The sequence below is a fragment of the Clostridiales bacterium genome, assembly GCA_015243575.1.
In the GTDB taxonomy this organism is placed as follows: Bacteria; Bacillota; Clostridia; order Peptostreptococcales; family Anaerovoracaceae; genus Anoxybacterium; species Anoxybacterium hadale.
The window spans coordinates 3,185,153-3,205,521 of the sequence record CP042469.1; the positions used below are offsets into that span (position 1 = coordinate 3,185,153).

Here is a 20,369-nt window from a genome sequence, read left to right on the forward strand (position 1 = left end):
TTTTCAAACATAAAAATATCGGGGCATCGCCATTACCGGCAATGCCCCGAAGCAAATGTTTTTCACTTATTCAAAGAAAAACTCCGCACTATATACGATATTGCTCTTGTTGTACATACAGGTGTGCGGCGTGTAGTAATACATCTCCAGCTTGGTATAGATACCGGGCTGCAACGTGCCATACATATGAACCCCATTATAACTGTAAACACGCGCAGGATTACCGTCTGTGGCAGCAAAGGATGATCCGATTGACGAATCGAAGGATACCGTGGGCAACTGCTCCCATTTTCCGGTCAGTCGGTTGTAGCCTCTAACCTGACCATAATCATAGCTGGCGCTGTGTCCGCTGACCTGTGGAACCGTAAATGTCCATGAGGTAATGGTTGCACCATCTACACCATCTTCAATAATCGTCGATTCCGGGCCGGTCAAGGTCATGCCTCCGCCACGGCTTGGATCGGCAACAAAGAAGATAATCGCCGCCCATGAAGACTCAGCGCCGGTACTGTCTACCGCTTTGACACGAACCGTATTTTTCCCGAGGGGATAGGTCTGTGTTTCAGCATTTCGCCCTTCCCATACATAAGTAATGGAATCACCATCGGGATCGGCGGAAGATGCCCGGATAGTAACTGCCGTTCCGGGTGCTACGCTATTTCCGTTTGGCGTTCTGGTAATCACCGGCGTTGACGGTGCGGAGTTGGAAATCGTAAATGTTGTCTGCGCCCATTCCGACACACCGCCGTAATTGTCCTTGGCTCTGACCTGTACGGTGTGCGTGCCTGCCAGATAATAATTATCGGCGGCCTTATTCTGATATTCGTAGGTAATGGCATCGCCGTCCGGGTCGGTGCTGCTGACGGAGAGATTTACCAAAAACTTACCGTTGTTCACAGTTCTTGTTACGCTGGCCTGAATGGTCGGCTTCGTGGGAGCTGCGTTTGAAACGGTGAAGGTGGCAGCCGTCCAGTCAGATACGCCGTCAAACCCATCTTTTGCGCGGACCTTAACGGTATGCGTACCAAGGGCATAATAATTGTCGCTGCTTCTGCCGTCAAATTCATAGGTGATCGGATCGCCGTCCGGGTCTGTGCTGGCGGCAGTCAGGTTCATAAGGAATTTTCCATTTAGATATGTCCTCGTAACCGTAGCGGTCAAAGTCGGCTTTGTTGGGGCGGTATTGGTAACGGTGATGGTCTGAACGGCGGTAAACGCCCTGTCCAGCTCATCGGTTATCGTTGCGGTGAGCGTGTAGCTGCCCGACACATCAACGTGTACCGTGCCGCCGGTATTGCCCAAGCTGCCTTTGAAAAACTCAGAAACTGCCGCTGAATTGCCGTCCTTAGACAGCGACCAAGCGATAGATTTGCCGTTCAATTTTACATCGCTGCCCATATTTACGGCAAAGCTCTGACCACTATGGATAGTGGTCGGCATAGAAAAATTGCAGTTATAAAGGGGATAGATGCTGATTTTCTCACTGTGGCTGAACACTCTGCCCAGCGCATCGGTCATGGATGCGGTCAGGCGGTATTCGCCCACCTCCGGGAAACGGATTTTGCCGCCCTGTGCGTTCAGGGTGCCGCTGACTGCCTGATCCAATGGGATAAGCTCGCCATTCTTCATCAGCGTCCATTCCACCGGCAGCACATTGTTGTTGCCCCTTGTACGCAAATCAATCTGCGTATCGGTATAGCCGTTTTCCAGCAGTTCAAAGGACAGCGTAAGCACAGGCAGGACTTCCACTTTTCCGCTATTAAAGAGGAACACCCGCCCGGTCGGGTCAGTCACACGGGCCTGCAAATCGTATACACCGGCGCGCTTGAAACGAATAGAGCCGCCATTGTTTGTCAGCTTACCGTCTACATAGGTATCCCAATCCTGAAAACCATAGGTATTGTCTACATACCATACCGCTGTTAAGCCCTCCATGTCGGTAAGGACCGTGTTGGCCGACAGCATATCATCTGTGTGGACGGCTTCCGCAAGGTCAAAAGTGATGTTCGGAATCGGATACACCTTGACATTTTTACTGTCGGAGAAAGTGCGTCCGGCCTCATCCATGACAGCGGCGGTAACTGTATAATCTCCTTTATCCGTGAAGCTGATGGTGCCGCCCTCATTGGTCAGTGTGTTTTCGGCAGTCACAGGGATACCGCCTTTTTCCATGCTCCAAGAAATAGGCAGCGTTCCGGCGTTCGTCAGCTTGACAGAGGCCGCCGCCGTGCGGTCGGTATGGGTTTCCTTGGTCAGTTCCATGGAAACGGTGATAACGGGATAGACCGTAACCGGAGCCGTGTAGGTAAAGCTGCGCCCCGTATTGTCCGTAACCGCAACGGTCAGCTCATAGCTGCCCACGGATTTGAAGCGGATTTTACCGCCGTTATCCGTAAGTGTTCCAGTAAAACCGTCTGCCAATGGAAGTGATTTCCCGCCCTTTTTCAAGCTCCAAATGGCGCTTAGTCCATCGGCTTCCTTGAAAGTGGTTTTTACCTCAACCGTGGTATCCGTATGGGTCTTTTCTGGCAGATAAAAGCCGGTTTCCGCAACGGGATATACCACGATACCATCCTCATAGGTGTAGGAGCGCCCCGTTTCGTCCGTAAGCGTTGCTTTGAGAAGGTAACTGCCTTTATCCACAAACCGAACAGATCCGCCCTCATTAGTAAACGTACCCTCCAGCACATCCGCAAGCGGTACGCTTTTCCCATTATGGAGAATCGTCCATTCTGCTTTCATATCCTGCAATTCGCTGGAAGTGACCGATACCGTGACTGCCTTATCGGTGTGAGCGGTTTCCGGCAAGGTAAAGGAAAATGCCGCAACCGGGTACACCTTAATTTCTTCTGAGGCGGAGAACACTCTGCCGGATTTGTCGGTAACAGCAGCGGTCAGCGTATACAAGCCTTTTTCAGGGAAACGAATGCTGCCGCCTTCGTTATCCAGCGTCCCCTCGGCGCAGTCTGAAAGCGTTGCCGCCTGACCGTTCTTGGTCACACTCCATACAACTGAAAGCTCGCCCAGCTCCTTGGTTTCGGCGGTAATAATGGCAGGGGTATCCGTATGAGCTGTTTTCGGCACTTGCAGGCTGAGTTCCACCACCGGCAGCACCTCAATATCCGCCTTGCCGGAAAACTCCCGGCTGGTTTCATCATAAGCGGTGGCTTTCAAGGTGTATTTCCCTTTTTCCTTTAACTGAATGGAGCCGCCTGAATTGGTCAGCGTACCGGTAACGGTATCTGCCCAGCTTACTTCATTCCCGTCCTTATAGATATGCCAGTTAAGCTGCTGTTTTATATTGTCGGAAAGCGTGGTTTTGACCGTAAATGCCTGATCCGTGTTGGCATACGGCTCTGTGGTCACGATGATTTCATACACCGGGTAAATCGTAAGGGTCTTGGTAAAGGTATAGGTGCTGCCTCCATAATTCCTTGCGGCGGCAGTAAAAATGTAACTTCCGGGCTTGGTAATGGTTATTTTCCCGCCATTCTTATCCAAATCGCCTTTGAGAAAATCGCTTTCCTTGGCATCGCCGCCGTCCTGCGCAACAGTCCATTCCAGCGATTTCACATTGCGCAGGGTCGTTTTTACTTCAAATTCCGTACCGGCATGGCTGTATGCCGGGGTGATAATCTCTACCACGGCAGCGGGATAGCTGACATGTCCACCACCTGAACCACTGTCATCATCAGAACGGTCAGGCTTGGTGGGTTTGACTGGCTCCGTCGGCTTTACCGGTTTGGTGGGTTCCGTTGGCTTCACCGGAACGGTGGGGGTCGGTGTGGGCTGTACAGGCTTTACCGGCACAGACGGGTCAGCCGGTTTTGGCGTTGGCGTAACCGGTTTGGGGGTTATGGATGGCTTGGTGGGATTTGATGTGCTATTGTTGTCCTGACCGTCCCGTATTTTACCATCCTCCGATTTTTCATCAGAATTAGAAGAATCAGAGGGGGTATCTGATTCATTGCTGCTCTCCCTATCTTTTGGGAGGGTCACAGTTTCATCATTAGGAACTGCGCTTGGATGATCCGATTCGTCCGTGACTGCCGGACGGTTATCGGATTGGCGGAGCTTCATGGAGCAGCTCCCGATACCGGCAATTAAAATAAGAAGGGCGATTATGGATAGCACCACAACCGCCCGTTTGGTTTGAGGGTTCATTTTTTTCTTCATTATAAATCCTCCCGATTATATTCATTTTCCTGTTCAGGGGCATAGCCCTGTTCTTCCTGCGGCAGCATACACTCCGCTTTATGAATGATTTTATCAAGCAGATGGCTGCGGTCGGGGTCATTTTCCATTCCGGCCTGCACAGCCAGAGAGCAGATTTCGCGCATTTCTTCTGTTGTAAAAAGCGGGGTACAGTCCTGCTTGAAATACTGCAAAATCGAGCGTTCTTCTGCACTCATGCCGAATAAGGCGCCTCTGAAATGGCGCTCCTGATAAGCCTCCCTTCCAACGATCAGTTCCTTGGAGCTGTCCGGGTAAAGGGCATAGCAGGCAAGGCCGTTCCTTACCGCCTTTTTTGCATCCACCGGGCCGGTCAGCATCAGATCATCGGCGGTGTAGCCGTAATCGTGGAGCCGGTCATGCTCCAGCCGCTTTACATAGGCATCAATCTCCATCGGTTCGGCAGCGTCCCAAAATAAGCCGTGGGCCAGGGTAGCGGCACGGGACAGTGCATAGGGGTCTGACACAAGAAAAGACACACGCTCCACTGTCCCATAGCGCTGTGCAATGGATTGAAAGTTCTGATCGTATTCCTGGTAAGAAAAAGTACGGCAGCCATTGGGATTCTTGAACACCATTTCCACCGCAGACGGTTCAAAGGAGTGGGTGCAGAGATAGTCCAAATGCTTCTGATAATCCAGCTCCACAATATCGCCCATAACCTTTTCATCCCGCATACCCTTCAGCTCAATCCAAAAGGTTTTGACATGCTCGCTTTTGTTCCCGGCGCCATAAAAGTTCCATGTGTTGTGCTGACTGGTTCTGCGGATGTAGACCTCCGGTTCCGCAAAGCACCAAGTCCCACCGCTGCGGCTCATCCAGAAAAAATGCCGTTCCGCATTGCGGTCAGCGGCCGCCGCCCGGAGCTTTTCCACATCATATCGAAAATCCGACTGGTAGTAATCTGTGTTCTTTTCCATGATTCTTTGCAGGGTTTCCAGCACATTTACATTTAGAAAGCTGGCATTGCTGCGCAGGGCATAGCCCTGTCCTTTCAGACCATCCCGCAGCTCCGCCATAATATCCTCACGCCGTCCCCGGACGGAACTGCCGTTATACCGCATCCTGTCCACAAAATCCTCGCCCATATCCGCCGAAAACAAACGCAGGCCGTTGCCATGGGGAAGGACAAAGTGGCAGATGGATTCCGGTTGTTCCTCACCGGAAAGCACTGCTTCAAAAATGTCTCGCAGATTACCCTCCGATACAGGATTGTTTTGTCGGATTTCATGGATTTTTTCGCGGGGCAGGGTAAGCGTCCACAGGGAAAAATCGTCCGGGCCGAATTTGGTCAGGGTGTTGATCTGGCTATATTCCATGTTCGTCCTCCTGCTCCTGTGCATTCTCCTGCGTAATGACTTCTGGGGGCAGATTGCCCTCCAGCTTTTCTATAACGGTATGCAGTTCCTGTTCGCTCTCAAAGGTCAGGTCATCGTCATTCTTTCCGCGAAATACACAGGACTGATACAGAACCGTCATTTCTTCCCCCGTGAAAAGCTGGTTTTCGTCAATCAGGCCGGAGCGCACGATAAAATCCTTCAGCGCGCCCTCATAATTGGTTTCATAGTAGTGTCCGAGGGTCACGCCGCTGCGGTCATAATCGTACTGCCATGTGACAAAGCGGATTTCGTTGTCCTCGGACTGCGTGGCGGCAAGAAGATGGTTGCCGAACTCCGAAATCAGACGGAAATCCCGAACGCTCTTACAATCCAGCGGCTTTGCGTTCAAATACAGGTCATAGCGATTTTTCAAGTCTAACAGCAGACTGTGAAGCTCATTCCGTTCTGCCACATACGGACTGTCCCGCCAGAAACGCATGGAGCCGGTCTTTTCAAATTGGCAGATTTCCTCCTGTCCCTTAAAAGTGGTAAGCAGGAGCTTTAGGTCGTGTTCGTCCGCTTCCTTGCGGACAGAGTAGCCCATAGCGGCTGCCTTTTTTGAAAAGAGCGCCGCCAATTCAGGGATAATATCGTGCTTCAAAAAATCCCTCCTATCTCTCCATTTCTTCTGAATCTACTTCGATTGATTCGTTTTCCATTTCCAGCAGACTTTTTCGGAACGCCGGAAAGTCCTCATCTGTAATGCCGTAATCGCGCCAAGCGTTCCAATCAGGAAGCGGGGGCGCATCCTCCGCGGTCAGCTCGGAGTAATCGGTTATGGCCACTATTTCCGGTATATAGTGTTCGCCCATCTGCATAGGGGCAAGAACAGGAATAAGCTGGGTAGCTAAGTAGTTTTGATCGTAGCACTTGTCAATGAACCCCAGCCGGGTATTCAAAAGAAAATGCCCCTCCAAGGTTTCCATGGTAATTTTAGGTGCAAGGGGATATTTTGCGATAAAGGCAGCTATGTTTTCTGCATCCGCCTTGATGCAAATCTGTATATCCTCGTCCAGCCCCAATGTGTAAACGGCTAAGTATTTCTGATTCATACATTCCTCCTACCTCTCAAATTCATTTTCTTCCTCATCTTCAGATGCGTACACGGACACCTTTTCCGGCTCAAAGCCCTGACCTGCAGTGTTGGAGAACCACTGCGACATAAAATCCTTCAAGTCCTGTACCATAGACGGCTTTGCCTGTGCCGTTTCATAAAAAAGCCCTACGTTGTCCTGTAAGAACGATGTAGGGTGAATGGAAAGGTTCTGTTTGTCGATGGTAAAGGTGATTTCCGGGTCGCGCATGGCGTCACCGTTTTGCTTGTAGTAGTGAGCGATACTGTACTCACCGCCGCCGATGGCCTCCAGTACCAAATCCTCAAAGCCGTCGCTTTTCAGCTTCATATAATAGGCGTCCCCATCCAGAATGGGGCTTGCGAATACCGCCAGCTTCTGATACAGCTTTTGCTCTAATGCAAGCCGTGATGGTGGGGGCTGTGTCCTGATGGGGGTGTTTTCCTCGCCGTCCGGGTCATAGTCCAATACCTCCATGCCGTCCTCGTCCGGCTCTAAAATCTCATCGGCACTGTCCTTAAACTCCAAGGCAAGGTCAAGCTCCACCTTTTTCCGCTGGAGCTGCGCCAGCTTTTCCTCGCCCAGGAACGGTTTCTGGCTTTCCAGCCTTGCCGCCTCAAGCTGCCGGTGCAAATCCGCAAGCTCCGCTTGGCAAACCTCCAAATCACCGGCAATATGCTCCGCCAGATTTTCAATACGGGTGATGTTGCCAAGGGCGGACTCTCCCATATCGGTGGCATAGCTGCGCTGTCCGTCCAAAACAATCCGAACGCCGCTCATCATGCCCCGGTGCAGGGAAACTGAAAAGCCCGCATAGCTGCCCATATCCAGAGTATCGCCTGTTTGCCTCCCCAGCTTGCGGGCGCGTACCATAAAGTGTTCGGCGGCTTTGGTTCTCTCATCATGGGTTCTGCCGTCAATCACCATCTGAAATTCAGCCGGTTTATTTTGTCGGTAGGCTTCAAGGTCGGCGGTCATTTTTACAATCTTCTTTTCCGTACTTGTAATTTCATTCGGATACCGCTTGGAAATATCGTATTGCAGGCTATTGCGCTTGCTCTGCCATGAGGATTTCAGCACCGTCAGGCGGCTGATTTCGTTATCCGTTTCCATCTTTTCCTTAATCCTTGGGTCAGAAACGGCAAGGGCCTTGAACTCGGCGTACTGGAGCATGGTGCTGTCCACGTCCTCACAGCTTCTGAGGGTGGAGCGGCCGGTCATGATCTGGCTGATATACCGCTGTTTTTGCTCTAAAATCTGCCACAGGTAGGCATCAAAGGTCTGTTCCGTAATGTAGTTGAAAATGGAAATCTCGGGGTTGTCGTTGCCCTGACGAAGAATGCGTCCGTTGCGCTGAATCAGGTCGGAGGGGCGCCACGGCACATCTAAATGATGGAGCGCAATCAGCTTATTTTGCACATTCATACCGGTTCCCATCTTGCTGGTGCTGCCCATCAGGATACGGATTTCACCGGTGCGGACCTTTTCAAAAAGCTGTTCCCGCTGTACATCCGTCCGCGCATCATGAATGAAGGCAATTTCCTCCGACTTTACGCCCTGTGCAATCAAAGCGTCTTTGGTTGCCTCGTAAAAATTAAAACTGCCGTCACCCTTTGGAGTCCCCATATCACAAAAGATAAGCTGGGCCAGCCGTTTCTCTGCGGTTTCGTGATAGATTTCCGCAGCCTTTCGGGCGCAAACATTAAGCTTGGTATTGGGATCGTCCGGCAAGTCCGGGTCAATGGCTCTTGGGTCGGTGGAGAGCAGGCGGGCTTCCAGCGTGAGCTTTAGAAAATTATCCTCAGAGCTGTCCACCTCGCCGTTTCGGATTTTCTCCGCCCGTTCCCCAAGCTCCATAACGATGCGTTTCTTCTCCGGGGTGATTTCCGTCTTTACGATCTGCACCGCGCCGGTTTTTAGCTTTGGTGTCGGCAAATCCAGCATATCGGCTGTTTTGATGTCGGCAATCATCAGGAACATATTCATGAGTTCCGGCAAATTGTGAAACTTCGCAAACCGGTTCTTCATCTGATAGCCGCTGCCCTCCGGCTTGATTTCCAGAGAGGACTCAATCACGCCGTAGGTGCTTGCCCAGCTATCAAACATCAGCAGCCCGCGATCTTCCAGCGCCTTCGGCTGCAAGGTTTTTTGCAGTACATACAGCTCCGCCATGGTGTTGGAAATAGGCGTACCGGTAAGATATACCACACCTTTACCATTGTTCAGGTCATTGATGTACTGGCATTTTTGGTGCATATCCATGGCACGCTGGCTGCTGATACCGGTAATGCCTGCCACATTACGCATTTTGGTGTAAGAAAAGTTGTTTTTATAGGCATGGGCCTCATCCACAAACAGGGCGTCCACACCTAATTCCTCAAAGCTGACAACATCGTCTTTCTTCTCAGCCTTGAACAGCCGGTCATACCGGAATTGGAGATTGGATTTGAAAATCTCCATCTGCTTGAGTGGCCAGTCCTTACCGGCATTGGCTTTTTGCTCCGCAATGGCGTCGGTGATCGCCTCAATTTCCGCTTCCATCGCCGCAAGCTGCCGTTCTCTGGATAAGCCGATTAGTTCAAAGCTGCTGTGCCCCATAATAACGGCGTCGTATTCACCGGTGGCAATCCGGCTGACAAAACGGCGGCGGTTCTTTTTCTCAAAATCCTTTTTCTCCGCTACTAAAATATTGGCGTTGGGGTACATTTTCATATAGTGGGTTGCCCATTCACCTACAAGATGATTCGGCACGGCATACAAAGGCTTGTGAATGGCTCCCAGTCGCTTCATTTCATACCCCAGCCCGATTGCGGCATAGGTTTTTCCGGCGCCCACCTCATGGGCCATCAGCAGATTGCCGTCCCCGTAAAGACCGTGGGCGATTACATCTCGCTGGTGCTTGCGCAGAGTAATTCCCTCCGCCATATCAGGCAGGAGCAGATCATCACCGTTGTATTCACGGGGTCTGATGTTATTAAAACGGTCATTGTAGAGCTTGGTCAGGTTTGCGCCGCGCTCCGGGTCGGCAAACAGCCAGCTTTCAAAGGCCATTTTGATTTCGGCCTGTTTTTCACGGGCCAGTATGGTTTCCTTTTTATTGAGAACATATCTGGTCTTTTCCTCGCCGGTATCCGGGTCAATGTAGTCTACCGGGTCTTTGACCTCCACAGGGCGCAGATTCAGGGTGGTTTCCAGTATGTCATAGGCGTTCATCCGGTCTGTGCCATAGGACTGGTTGACCGTGACGGAGGTGCGTTCTGTACTTTTGCTGGTAATGTGGTAAGCGCCGCTGTAACGGGAAAATTCAAGGAAAATGCCAAACCGTCCCTCCTGATTACCCGGTGCGGTCTGGAAGGTATCGTACATAAATTGCTGGTAAATCTCCGGTGGAATCCATGTGGAACCCAACGTAAAGCTGATGTCCTGCGGGGTCAGTGGAACCGGCTGCACCAGCTTGAGGGCGTCCACGTTGCGGCTGAACCGTTCCGGTTCTTCCTCCGCCTTTAAGATGGCGGCCGTCAGCTTATCCCTCACATAACCGCTTAAATACTCGTCAGCGGTTTTCCAGCCGGTATGGGGATTGCCGGTGTAATCCTCCGGGTCCTGGTAAATCCTATCGCCCAGCTCCGCTATGATTTCATCCGGGGTGGCCTTGCAGTGGTCGGGACGCTGATAGAGCCAGGACATATAGGCAAGGTCAACTTTGCCCTTAACATTTAGGGAAACCATCAGGGCTTCCTCTGCGGAATGGACCGTTTTTGGCATAACCTTGGGCTTAATGGTGGCCTTATAGAAAATAGCGGTCTTATCCCATGTGTCCTTTTGATCTTTCTTTTCCGCTTCAATGGACCGGAGCAGCGGCGCATTGGCGTCCCTCGAAAACGCCATGACATTGGCGTAGGAATTGAGATACCCCTGCTTTTTGACAAAGGCATCATAAACTTGATTCAGATGGGCGATATGCTCCTGAAGCTGCTTTTCATATTCCATCGTGGGCAGCTCATGGAGGTCGGCATATTCGCTGTTCTGGAAATCGATCAGGCTGCGAATGGCTGCCGTAATGCCCAGCATACCCCGGATACGCTCGGCTTTCCGTCCGGTGATATTCTGCTTATACATCCGGGAATTCTCACGGTAATACAGCTCACTATCCATCAGCCCATAGCTGAAATTGCGCACGTTAGGGTCGGCAGGGATAGACTCCGGCAGCATTTCCTTTTCGTCCTCGTATTCCGAGGTGGCTTCGGTATATTCGCCGTCCAGATAGGAAATGGCGCGCTCCAGCCGTTCGTTCAAGTCCTCACCGGGTATGGGGTGGCAGACGGTGGTCTTTTCGTTGCCGAACATGGATTCATCAAATACCATTTCGCCCAGCACCATTTCCGGGTGGTCGATAAAATAGCGGTTCATAGGGATGCCGTCTGCGTTCTGCTCCACAGAAAGCCATGGGCTGTTTTCCTCGTCCGCTACGATTTCCCGTTCCCGCTTTTTAAGGAACAGAATATCCGTGGTGGCTTCCGTTCCGGCCACTTGCTTGAAAGCGTTATTCGGCAGACGAATGGCACCGATCAGCTCGGCTTTCCCGGCAATGTATTTGCGCATTTTGGAATTTGCCTTGTCCATGGTGAATTTGGAAGTGATCAGCGCCAGCATACCGCCCGGACGAACCTTATCCAGTGACTTGGCAATAAAATAATCATGGATGGGGAGATTATATTTGTTGTAGCGCGGGTCATCTACCTTAATGGCATTGAAAGGCACGTTGCCCACCATGACATCAAAGAAGTGATCGGAAAAGGCCGTCTGTTCAAAGCCAGCCACTTGAATATCCGCGTCAGGGTAAAGGTGCTTGGCAATATGGCCGGGGATGGGGTCGATTTCACAGCCGTAGAGCTTGGAACCGTCCATGCTGTCCGGCAGGACAGAGAAAAAGTTTCCTGTGCCAAGGGCAGGGTCTAAGATATTGCCGCCCCGAAATCCCATGCGTTCCAAGCCTTTATAAATGTGGCTGACAACGCTTTGCTCCGTGTAGTAGGAGGTCAGGGTGCTTTTCTGCGCTGCCTGAAATTCCTCGTCGGTGAGCAGGCTTTTGATTTCATCAAATTCTTTTTCCCATCCGCTTTTATCCGGTGTCAGGGCATTGGCAAGGCCGCCCCAGCCCACAAACCGGGCAAGGGTAATCTGTTCCTCGGCGGCAGCAATGCGCCCCTGTGCCTGCAATTCTTTCAGCAGGCGGATGGCCTCAATATTGTTTCTGCACTTGGTTTTCGGGCCGCCGTCATATAAATGATGGTCGGGGGAATAGTGGTAATTTAAGCCCTCCCCCCATGCACGGGCATGGAAATCATCCATAATGGTATGGCTGTATTCATCATTGGACTGATTGACAAGGGTGACAGCGTGGATTGCCGCCTTGGTTTCTTCGCTGTCATCACCGCTTTGTACCGCCTCCACCACCATAGAAGCAAGCTCGCCCTCGGTATAATGGTCTTTCAGCGGCTTGCAGTCCGCAATTTCAGATAGCGGTACACGCTCCGTAATTTTCAGGCGGTTCAGGTTCTTGAGCTGGGCAATATCACCGATTTCCACCGTGCGGCCGTCGTGCAGAAATCTAACGATTTCAAATACCCGGTCATGGTAATAGATGCGCTCACCCTCCGTAAACGGCAGGGCCTGCGGCTCATCGGCATTTCCGTCAATTACGCTGTCATTATTATCGTCCGCGCTGTCCTCATAGCTGTCCTGTGAAGCGAGAGCCATATCGAAAAGGGTAAGCTGCCTGTCAGGGGATTCCTGTACCGGTTCAGGGGCAGGGATATAAACGGTTCTGCCCTCGGCTTCCAGTTCCGCTTTATCGTCCTCCGTCAGATACCTGTCCTGCCGGATCAGGTCAGCGATACCGCTTTCCACCCGATTCCACGAAAGGACCTCATGCAGTTCCAACGTGCCGGACCGGTAATCAATCGCCAGCCCTTTCGGAGTGGACTCCAAGTGCCACTGACCGCCGTTTCCCGGACTACGGTAGCAGCCATAGGAGTTGTATTCCTTTCGGATAAATGATGCCCGGTTTTTCTTGGCAGGCATGGACAGCACCGCTTGGCATATCCGCTGTCTGCCGCCCTGTTTGCCGCTTCCGTGCTGAAGGTATTCGTCAATAATCCGCTGTCTGTCCTGTTCGGATAAATCAGCGGATACGATAGTTTCCTCCGGCTCCGATTCATCATTGTCCGATACGCCCCGCATTTCGTCTATTTCATCCGGTATTGAGAAATCGTCAATCATGCTGTCTGCGGAACTGAACGGATATGCGCCTATCAGAATCAGGCTGTCTATACGGTTTGTAAGCTCTACATAGCTGGCGGCAAACTGCTGTCCCTCTGTTTCAAAGGTCAATCCCTCACTGTCGGCAAGGATATGCAGATAATCGCCGGTTTTTGTAACGTATTCCGTATCCAGCTTGCCGTAAAAGGCTTTCAGGATTTTTGCTTTCGTGGTCTGCTTATGGCCGCCCTCAAAGAATTTATGGATTTCCGATACCCATTCCCGCGTATCAGGAGTAATGTCATCGGCGCACAGCACCACATCAATAAGGTCAGAGATTTCTTCCTTGTCGAGCGTTGATGCAAAGGAAGTGGTTTGAATATCCATGGGCTGTACGTTTAAATCAGGCACCGGCGTGATGGGCATATCTACGCTGGCAGCTTTCTGCTCAACCCCTGCCATTTGTTTTTCGTAACGTTCGATGTCCTGCGTTGTCAGCCAATTCGGTTTTTCAAGTACGGCATTGTAAAGCTCCCACATCTTGGCGATTTGGTTTTTTACGTTTCCCGCCCATAAATGCTTTTCATGTCCTTGCCCTGCGCCTAAGAAATATTCACAATCAGATTGCAGGCGGCTCAATAGCTGATACGAAAAAGACGTGTCTTGTTCCGTTGGCTCTGCTGCTTTTTCCTCCGCAGGGGAGATTTCCTGTGCTGTTTTGGGTGGTACAACGAAAAAGCCGCCCACAGACGGCTGTTTACCATCTGTGGGCGGCTCTGCGGTTTCTGTTATCGGGGGCGCAGTACCAGTTCGCTGATCACGATTTCCTCCGCTGTGGAGGTTATCATGCTCATGTGTCCGGCTCTCTCCAGCGTGTCCTCGGTGTCCGGCATCGGCTGGGCCGTTAGAAGTTCCTGTATCAGCCGTTCCTTGCGGTTCTCCGCTTCCTCGTCCACCTTCAATATCACTTCGTTGATTTTGCCCTGTGCCACCAGCTCCGACATGCGGTGCGGGTGATTTTCCAGCATGTAGTTCTTCCACAGGCTCCCGAATCCGCCCACCGGCGTCCGGTCGGTTTCCACGTTCTCCGAGATTTGCAGGTCGGGGTACAGCATCCCGTCCTCGCCCTGCTGATAGGTGAGGTTCATTAACGGTTCGGTTCTCATAAATTTGGCTCCTTTCGATTTTGATTTGCTGAATTTCCTGATGGATTTCTTTCAGGATAGGTCTGGAAAGGGACACCGTACAGCTCCCCATTGCCATAAAAAGCTCCAAGCTGTTAAAGTGGCTTATGGTGGCAAATGCGTTTTCCTCAAATAACTCTGTGGAAAGTCCGCATTTCTGAAATACGGTGTAGGCAACGCTGTCCGTGATAAGCTCCGTAAACTCCGCTTTTACCGCTTCGATAGGAGCATCATAAAGCATACTGCTTTCATCCCGCACCTTGAAGTCTTCCATATACTCCGGTAAAACCTGACGCACCCGCTGCTGAATCAGCTTATACAGGCACAATTCTATGCTGGTGGCAGGGGTATGGTACTTTTCATGGAATTTAACAAGCAGGCTGGGCTTGTACTGATCCTCCAGTTCCCACAGATAGCCTAAAACCCGCTTGAAGCTCTGCTCGTCACCATTGGTATCCATGAAGTCAAACAGGTGCTTGAGGCTTGCTGTGGGGTTTACCATGTCAACGACCGCAATGCCTTTTGCGCCCCTGTTAATGTTCCGGTTAATCCGCCTGTCATGCCACTCGTCAAAGGTGGCAAGCTGGCTTGCGTCGGGGCGCTGGGCATAAATCAGGACGGCGTTATCAAAAGAGCGCTTATAGTACCTTGCCACACAGGAAAGCAAACCTTTCCACTCCGCAGGGCTTTTCGTGTATTCCTGCACCGACTTTTTATAGAGGTCGGCAAGAATGGTTATTTTGCTCAAGTCATCACCACCTCCTGATTTTGTTGTTCAAAGTACAGGGCCAGCGCCTTATCAATGGTTTCCTCAATTTCCTTTGGGGTCTGCTGTGGCGTAAAATACTTGGAAATCACAGCAGGCTTGATTTTGACGGACTGCGGCTTACTGCTTTTGGGTTTGCGGGTTTTCTCGCCGGAGAGGATTTGCACAACGGCGGTATCGGTCAGTTTGCCGGTTTCGTAGTAGCTATGGAACAGCTCCGCCTTTTTCATGTCCACCTTATAGCTGTCGGATTCCATGAGATCGGCAATCTGCTGTTGCTTTGCGGTGTCCTCTACAAAGGAAAGGTCATAGGCGGCAAGAAAAGCAATTTCCTCGGTATCAACCCGTGAAATGAGAGGGTCAATTAAATTGGAAATACGAATGTATTTCGCTACCTTGTCCCGTGAAAGGCCGTAATCCTGACCAAGTTTTTCTCTGCTTTTCAACTTGTGCTGAGGTTCAGCCAAAGTTTCATTTTCGCTGGTATCATGCGGGTTTAAGAGCATTTCAATCTCCGCTAAAAGGTCATTTCGTTTGCCCTGACACTTCATAGCTTCATAGTGCTGGGCAAGACAGTAGGCACGCTCCGAATGGCTCATATCGGAGAAGGAGCGCTGGCGCAGATTGGTTTCCGTAACGATTAAAACGGCGTCCTCATGGGTCAGGTTTTCACGGATGATAACAGGGCCTTGGGTCAGTCCCGCAAGCTGGGCGGCATTTTTACGGTTGTGTCCGCTGAGAATGATATACCGCCCATCTTCGGTGTGCCAAAGGATAATGGGGAGCAGGATACCGAATTGGCAAACGCTCTCCACCATGTCATCAAGCTGCTGTCCCTCATAGAGCTTAAACCTGTGATTTGGAAAAGACTCCATCTGGCTGAAATCCATTTCCAAGATACCGCCCTGCACAGGAGCAGGGGCGGTATCTTGCGGAGTGTCTATACTTAGCATTTCTTGAAAATCCATAAAACGGGCTTTCGGTTTGGGTGTAGCCATACTTATGCGCTCCTTCCCGCAGTTTTGTTTTTCTCCCCTGCAAGCAACTCGTCCACGAATTTCTCATAGGCGATTGCCGCAGGATTTTCCGGCATAAATTCGCAGATGGTCTGATGATACAATACGGCTTCCGCAACCTTGATGGAACGGGGAATGCGGGTATTGAAAATGGGAACCTTATCAGCGAAGCCCTGCTGTATCATATCGTTTACCTGTGCGGAAAGAATGGTATTAGCGGAATCCATGGTAATCAGGATGCCTTCAATGCGCAGGCGGTGATTGCTGTTTTTCTGGATAAGCTGATAATGTTTGAGTAGTTCCGCAAGCCCTTGGGCAGACAGAAGCTCCGCCTGTGTCGGGATGATAAGGCTGTCGGCACACATCATCACGTTAATCATGGGCGTACCCATTTGGGGCATACAGTCAATGATGATATACTCATAGCTGTCCTTGATGGTATCAACGTATCGTGTCAGGATATGTTCACGGAAATCCACATTGCAGAGATTGCGTTCAAGGGTAAAAAGCTGGGTGTTGGAGGGGATCAGGTCAACCTCGCACTTGGTTTTGAATATGTAGCTTTCAGGCGGGGGCAATGGCTCATCCTCAACCAGTCTGCGTACCAGAGTGTTAATTGTAACCTCCAGCTTGTTGGTGTTCTTCACACCGGAAATGATACTTGAGTGTCCCTGACCGTCAAAATCAATCAGGGCGGTACGGTGTCCTTTCTTGGATAAGAGGTAGGCAAGCGTGGTGGCCGTGGCTGTTTTACCCACGCCTCCTTTTTCATTGATAATCGCAATGATTTTTGCCATCGGCGCGCTCCTTTCTTGGGTAAAAGATTTGGGTAATGGGTAAATAGGGTAAAAAAATTGGACTAAGATTAGCGAAAAACCCTTTGATATAGCGGTTTTCACTTACTTAGTCCAATTATAACAGAGTCACCTGTTTCTCCTGTTGGACCGGTTGGTCCTATTGAACCGGTGGGGCCTGTCGCCCCCACGTCTCCGGTTGCTCCGATTGGACCGGTAGGTCCTGTAGGGCCGGTTGATCCGTCTGTTCCGCTTTCTCCCGTTGGCCCTTGTGGTCCGGTTGGACCAATTTCTCCCGTTGGACCAGTCGGTCCAGTTCCACCTGCTTCCCCAGTTGGACCTTGCGCACCTGTTGGCCCTGTTGCACCAATTTCTCCTGCTGCTCCTGACGGTCCCGTGGGACCGGTCGCACCCACTTCTCCGATATCACCTGTCGGCCCTTGCGGTCCGGTAGAACCGGTCGGACCCTCAAGCCCCGTCATTCCGGTTGGTCCGGTCGGCCCTGCAGGGCCTGTTTCCCCTTGCGGTCCCTGAAGACCCGCGGGGCCTGTTGGACCTGATGGGCCGGCTGGACCAGTTTCTCCTATTGTTCCCGTAGGGCCGGTTGGACCAATCTCTCCCTGTGGGCCCTGGAGCCCTTGCGCTCCAAAGGGTCCTTGAGGGCCTGTCGCTCCTGTCGCTCCTGTTTCTCCTGTTGGGCCGGTTGGTCCTATTGAACCGGTGGGGCCTGTCGCTCCCACGTCTCCGGTTGCTCCGATTGGACCGGTTGGTCCTGTAGGTCCGGTTGATCCATCTGTTCCGCTTTCTCCCGTTGGCCCTTGTGGTCCGGTTGGACCGATTTCTCCCGTTGGACCAGTCGGTCCAGTTCCACCTGCTTCCCCAGTTGGACCTTGCGCACCTGTTGGCCCTGTTGCACCAATTTCTCCTGCTGCTCCTGATGGTCCCGTGGGACCGGTCGCACCTACTTCTCCGATGTCACCTGTCGGCCCTTGCGGTCCGGTAGAACCGGTCGGACCCTCAATCCCCGTCATTCCGGTTGGTCCGGTCGGCCCTGCAGGGCCTGTTTCCCCTTGCGGTCCCTGAAGACCCGCGGGGCCTGTTGGACCTGATGGGCCGGCTGGACCAGTTTCTCCTATTGTTCCCGTAGGGCCGGTTGGACCAATCTCTCCCTGTGGGCCCTGGAGCCCTTGCGCTCCAAAGGGTCCTTGCGGGCCTGTCGCTCCTGTTTCTCCTGTTGGGCCGGTTGGTCCTATTGAACCGGTGGGGCCTGTCGCTCCCACATCTCCGCTTGGACCGGTTGGTCCTGTAGGTCCGGTTGATCCGTCTGTTCCGCTTTCTCCCGTTGGCCCTTGTGGTCCGGTTGGACCGATTTCTCCCGTTGGGCCAATATCTCCAGACGGGCCGGTCTCACCCATCGCTCCTGTCGGTCCCTGTGATCCCGCTTCTCCCGTTGGACCAGTAGGTCCTTCAGCGCCAGTTGGACCAGTATCTCCCTCGGCTCCGGTGGGCCCTTGTGGGCCTGCTTCTCCCGTTGGGCCCGTTGGACCCTCCGCTCCAGTGCTTCCATCTGGGCCTGTCGGCCCTATTGAGCCGGTGGGACCCTGTTCTCCCGTGGGGCCTGCTGCTCCGGTATCACCAGTTGGCCCAGTATCACCACTTGCTCCCACAGGACCTGTAGCACCGGTGTCTCCCCGTTCGCCTTGAATACCCTGTAAGCCTTGTGCCCCGAAAGGTCCCTGTGGGCCAGTGGGTCCTGTTGGTCCGGTGTCTCCCGCTGGGCCGGTGTCTCCCGCTGGGCCGGTCGGTCCGATTTCTCCCGCGGGCCCTGTAGGGCCTGTGTCTCCAGTCTCTCCGGACGGGCCGGTTTCTCCGGTCTCCCCAACCGGTCCAGTGGGACCCGTTGCGCCGGTGGGACCCGTTGCGCCTTCATCTGCCGCAGCTCCCGTGGGGCCTGTTGGTCCCGTGTCTCCCGCTGGGCCGGTTTCTCCCTCGGGGCCTGTCGGCCCGATTTCTCCTGCGGGCCCTGTGGGGCCGGTGTCTCCAGTCTCTCCGGGCGAGCCGGTTTCTCCGGTCTCCCCAGCCGGTCCAGTGGGACCCGTTGCGCCGGTGGGACCCGTTGCGCCTTCATCTGCCGCAGCTCCAGTGGGTCCTGTTGGTCCGGTGTCTCCCGCTGGGCCGGTTTCTCCCTCGGGGCCTGTCGGTCCGATTTCTCCTGCGGGCCCTGTGGGGCCGGTGTCTCCAGTCTCTCCGGGCGGGCCGGTTTCTCCGGTCTCCCCAGCCGGTCCAGTGGGACCCGTTGCGCCGGTGGGACCCGTTGCGCCTTCATCTGCCGCAGCTCCAGTGGGTCCTGTTGGTCCGGTGTCTCCCGCTGGGCCGGGTTCTCCCTCCGGGCCTGTCGGTCCGATTTCTCCCGTGGGTCCTGTGGGGCCTATTTCTCCAGTTTCTCCGGGCGGGCCTGTATCTCCGGTCTCCCCGGCCGGGCCGGTGGGACCCGTTGCGCCTTCATCTGCCGCCGCTCCCGTGGGACCTGTTGGCCCGGTTTCTCCCGTTGGACCGGGTTCTCCCTCCGGGCCTGTCGGTCCGATTTCTCCCGTGGGTCCTGTGGGGCCTGTTTCTCCAGTCTCCCCGGGCGGGCCTGTATCTCCGGTCTCCCCAGCCGGGCCGGTGGGACCCGTTGCGCCGGTGGGACCCGTTGCGCCTTCATCTGCCGCCGCTCCCGTGGGTCCCGTTGGTCCGGTTTCTCCAGTCTCCCCGGGCGGGCCTGTTTCTCCAGTCTCTCCGGGCGGGCCTGTATCTCCGGTCTCCCCAGCCGGGCCAGTGGGACCCGTTGCGCCGGTGGGACCCGTCGCACCTTCATCTGCCGCAGCTCCCGTGGGTCCTGTTGGTCCGATTTCTCCTGCGGGGCCTGTCGGCCCGGTTTCTCCCACGGGTCCTGTTGCTCCGGTGTCTCCCGCTTCTCCAGTTGGACCAGTAGGGCCGGTTGGGCCGGTCATGCTCGTTCCTCCCGCTGGTCCCGTTGGTCCGGTAGGACCCTCTTCTCCGGCCAATCCTGTGGGGCCAGTAGGCCCAGTAACTCCACCTGTTTCGCCTGCCGGTCCGGTGGGTCCGGCAGGACCTGTGGGGCCTTCTTCTCCGGTGGGGCCGGTCGGCCCCGTCTCTCCCTGGGTCAGGTCATCTTCAATAATCAGGAGCGCTGCTTTAACCGGAACATCTCCTGCATAAAAGACAGTGTCTGAGCTGACGTTAACCAGCGCCAGGGTCACTGGCGCAGTCTCTACCTCTATTATGCCAAAGCCAACGGCGATGCCGGTCTTTAGCGGTGTATCCCCAATAAGTAAATCGCCCTGAGATGTGGTCAAAGCAAACACAACTCCATTAATCGATTGTGTTGATTGATTTGCGGTCCACCAATAGACAGCAAATCTGCCCGGGCTGTTGAATTGAATTTCGCCAGTTATACCATTATAGCTGATATCACCCTCCTGAAATAATATACTGTCGAAAATCACATTGGCTGAAGTTTCAACGGAACCGCCGCTTAGGCGTTCCATTTGTAACGCTATATTACTCATTCTTTCACCCTATGTCATCTATGAAATTGTTTGTTCTAAGAAAGTGCTGATTGAATGGAATATGCCCACGGAATTCATCAGCTCTTCCCGA

Annotated in this window: 9 protein-coding genes; all 9 read right to left on the bottom strand. The window is 53.1% G+C overall.

Features of this window, described 5'->3' with window-relative positions:
* Positions 1–66: 66 nt before the first annotated feature.
* On the bottom strand, positions 67–4,176 hold the full coding sequence (locus FRZ06_14215; GenBank protein ID QOX64414.1) for an S-layer homology domain-containing protein: 4,110 nt from the start codon (positions 4,174–4,176) through the stop codon (positions 67–69).
* Complete coding sequence (locus tag FRZ06_14220) at positions 4,176–5,552, bottom strand: hypothetical protein (protein ID QOX64415.1); 1,377 nt, start codon at positions 5,550–5,552, stop codon at positions 4,176–4,178. The genes FRZ06_14215 and FRZ06_14220 overlap by 1 nt, the downstream gene beginning before the upstream one ends.
* Complete coding sequence (locus FRZ06_14225; GenBank protein ID QOX64416.1) at positions 5,542–6,213, bottom strand: hypothetical protein; 672 nt, start codon at positions 6,211–6,213, stop codon at positions 5,542–5,544. The genes FRZ06_14220 and FRZ06_14225 overlap by 11 nt, the downstream gene beginning before the upstream one ends.
* Positions 6,214–6,223: 10 nt before the next feature.
* Positions 6,224–6,664: a hypothetical protein gene (locus FRZ06_14230; GenBank protein QOX64417.1), complete on the bottom strand. Its 441-nt coding sequence runs from the start codon at positions 6,662–6,664 to the stop codon at positions 6,224–6,226.
* A gap of 9 nt (positions 6,665–6,673) precedes the next feature.
* The gene (locus FRZ06_14235; protein QOX64418.1) at positions 6,674–13,693 is read right to left on the bottom strand and encodes a helicase; all 7,020 of its coding nucleotides are present in this window, start codon (positions 13,691–13,693) and stop codon (positions 6,674–6,676) included.
* Between the two features lie 41 nt (positions 13,694–13,734).
* Positions 13,735–14,112 carry a TnpV protein gene (locus FRZ06_14240; GenBank protein ID QOX64419.1) on the bottom strand — a complete coding sequence of 126 codons (378 nt, stop codon included), beginning with the start codon at positions 14,110–14,112 and terminating at the stop codon, positions 13,735–13,737.
* A gap of 762 nt (positions 14,113–14,874) precedes the next feature.
* The gene (locus FRZ06_14245) at positions 14,875–15,894 is read right to left on the bottom strand and encodes a chromosome partitioning protein ParB (GenBank protein ID QOX64420.1); all 1,020 of its coding nucleotides are present in this window, start codon (positions 15,892–15,894) and stop codon (positions 14,875–14,877) included.
* A 2-nt stretch (positions 15,895–15,896) separates the two neighbouring features.
* Positions 15,897–16,709 (bottom strand): ParA family protein, encoded by an 813-nt coding sequence (locus FRZ06_14250; GenBank protein QOX64421.1) that lies wholly within the window; start codon positions 16,707–16,709, stop codon positions 15,897–15,899.
* A gap of 98 nt (positions 16,710–16,807) precedes the next feature.
* A complete protein-coding gene (locus FRZ06_14255; protein QOX65946.1) occupies positions 16,808–20,257 on the bottom strand; it encodes a collagen-like protein in 3,450 nt (1,149 codons plus the stop codon).
* Between the last annotated feature and the right edge of the window lie 112 nt (positions 20,258–20,369).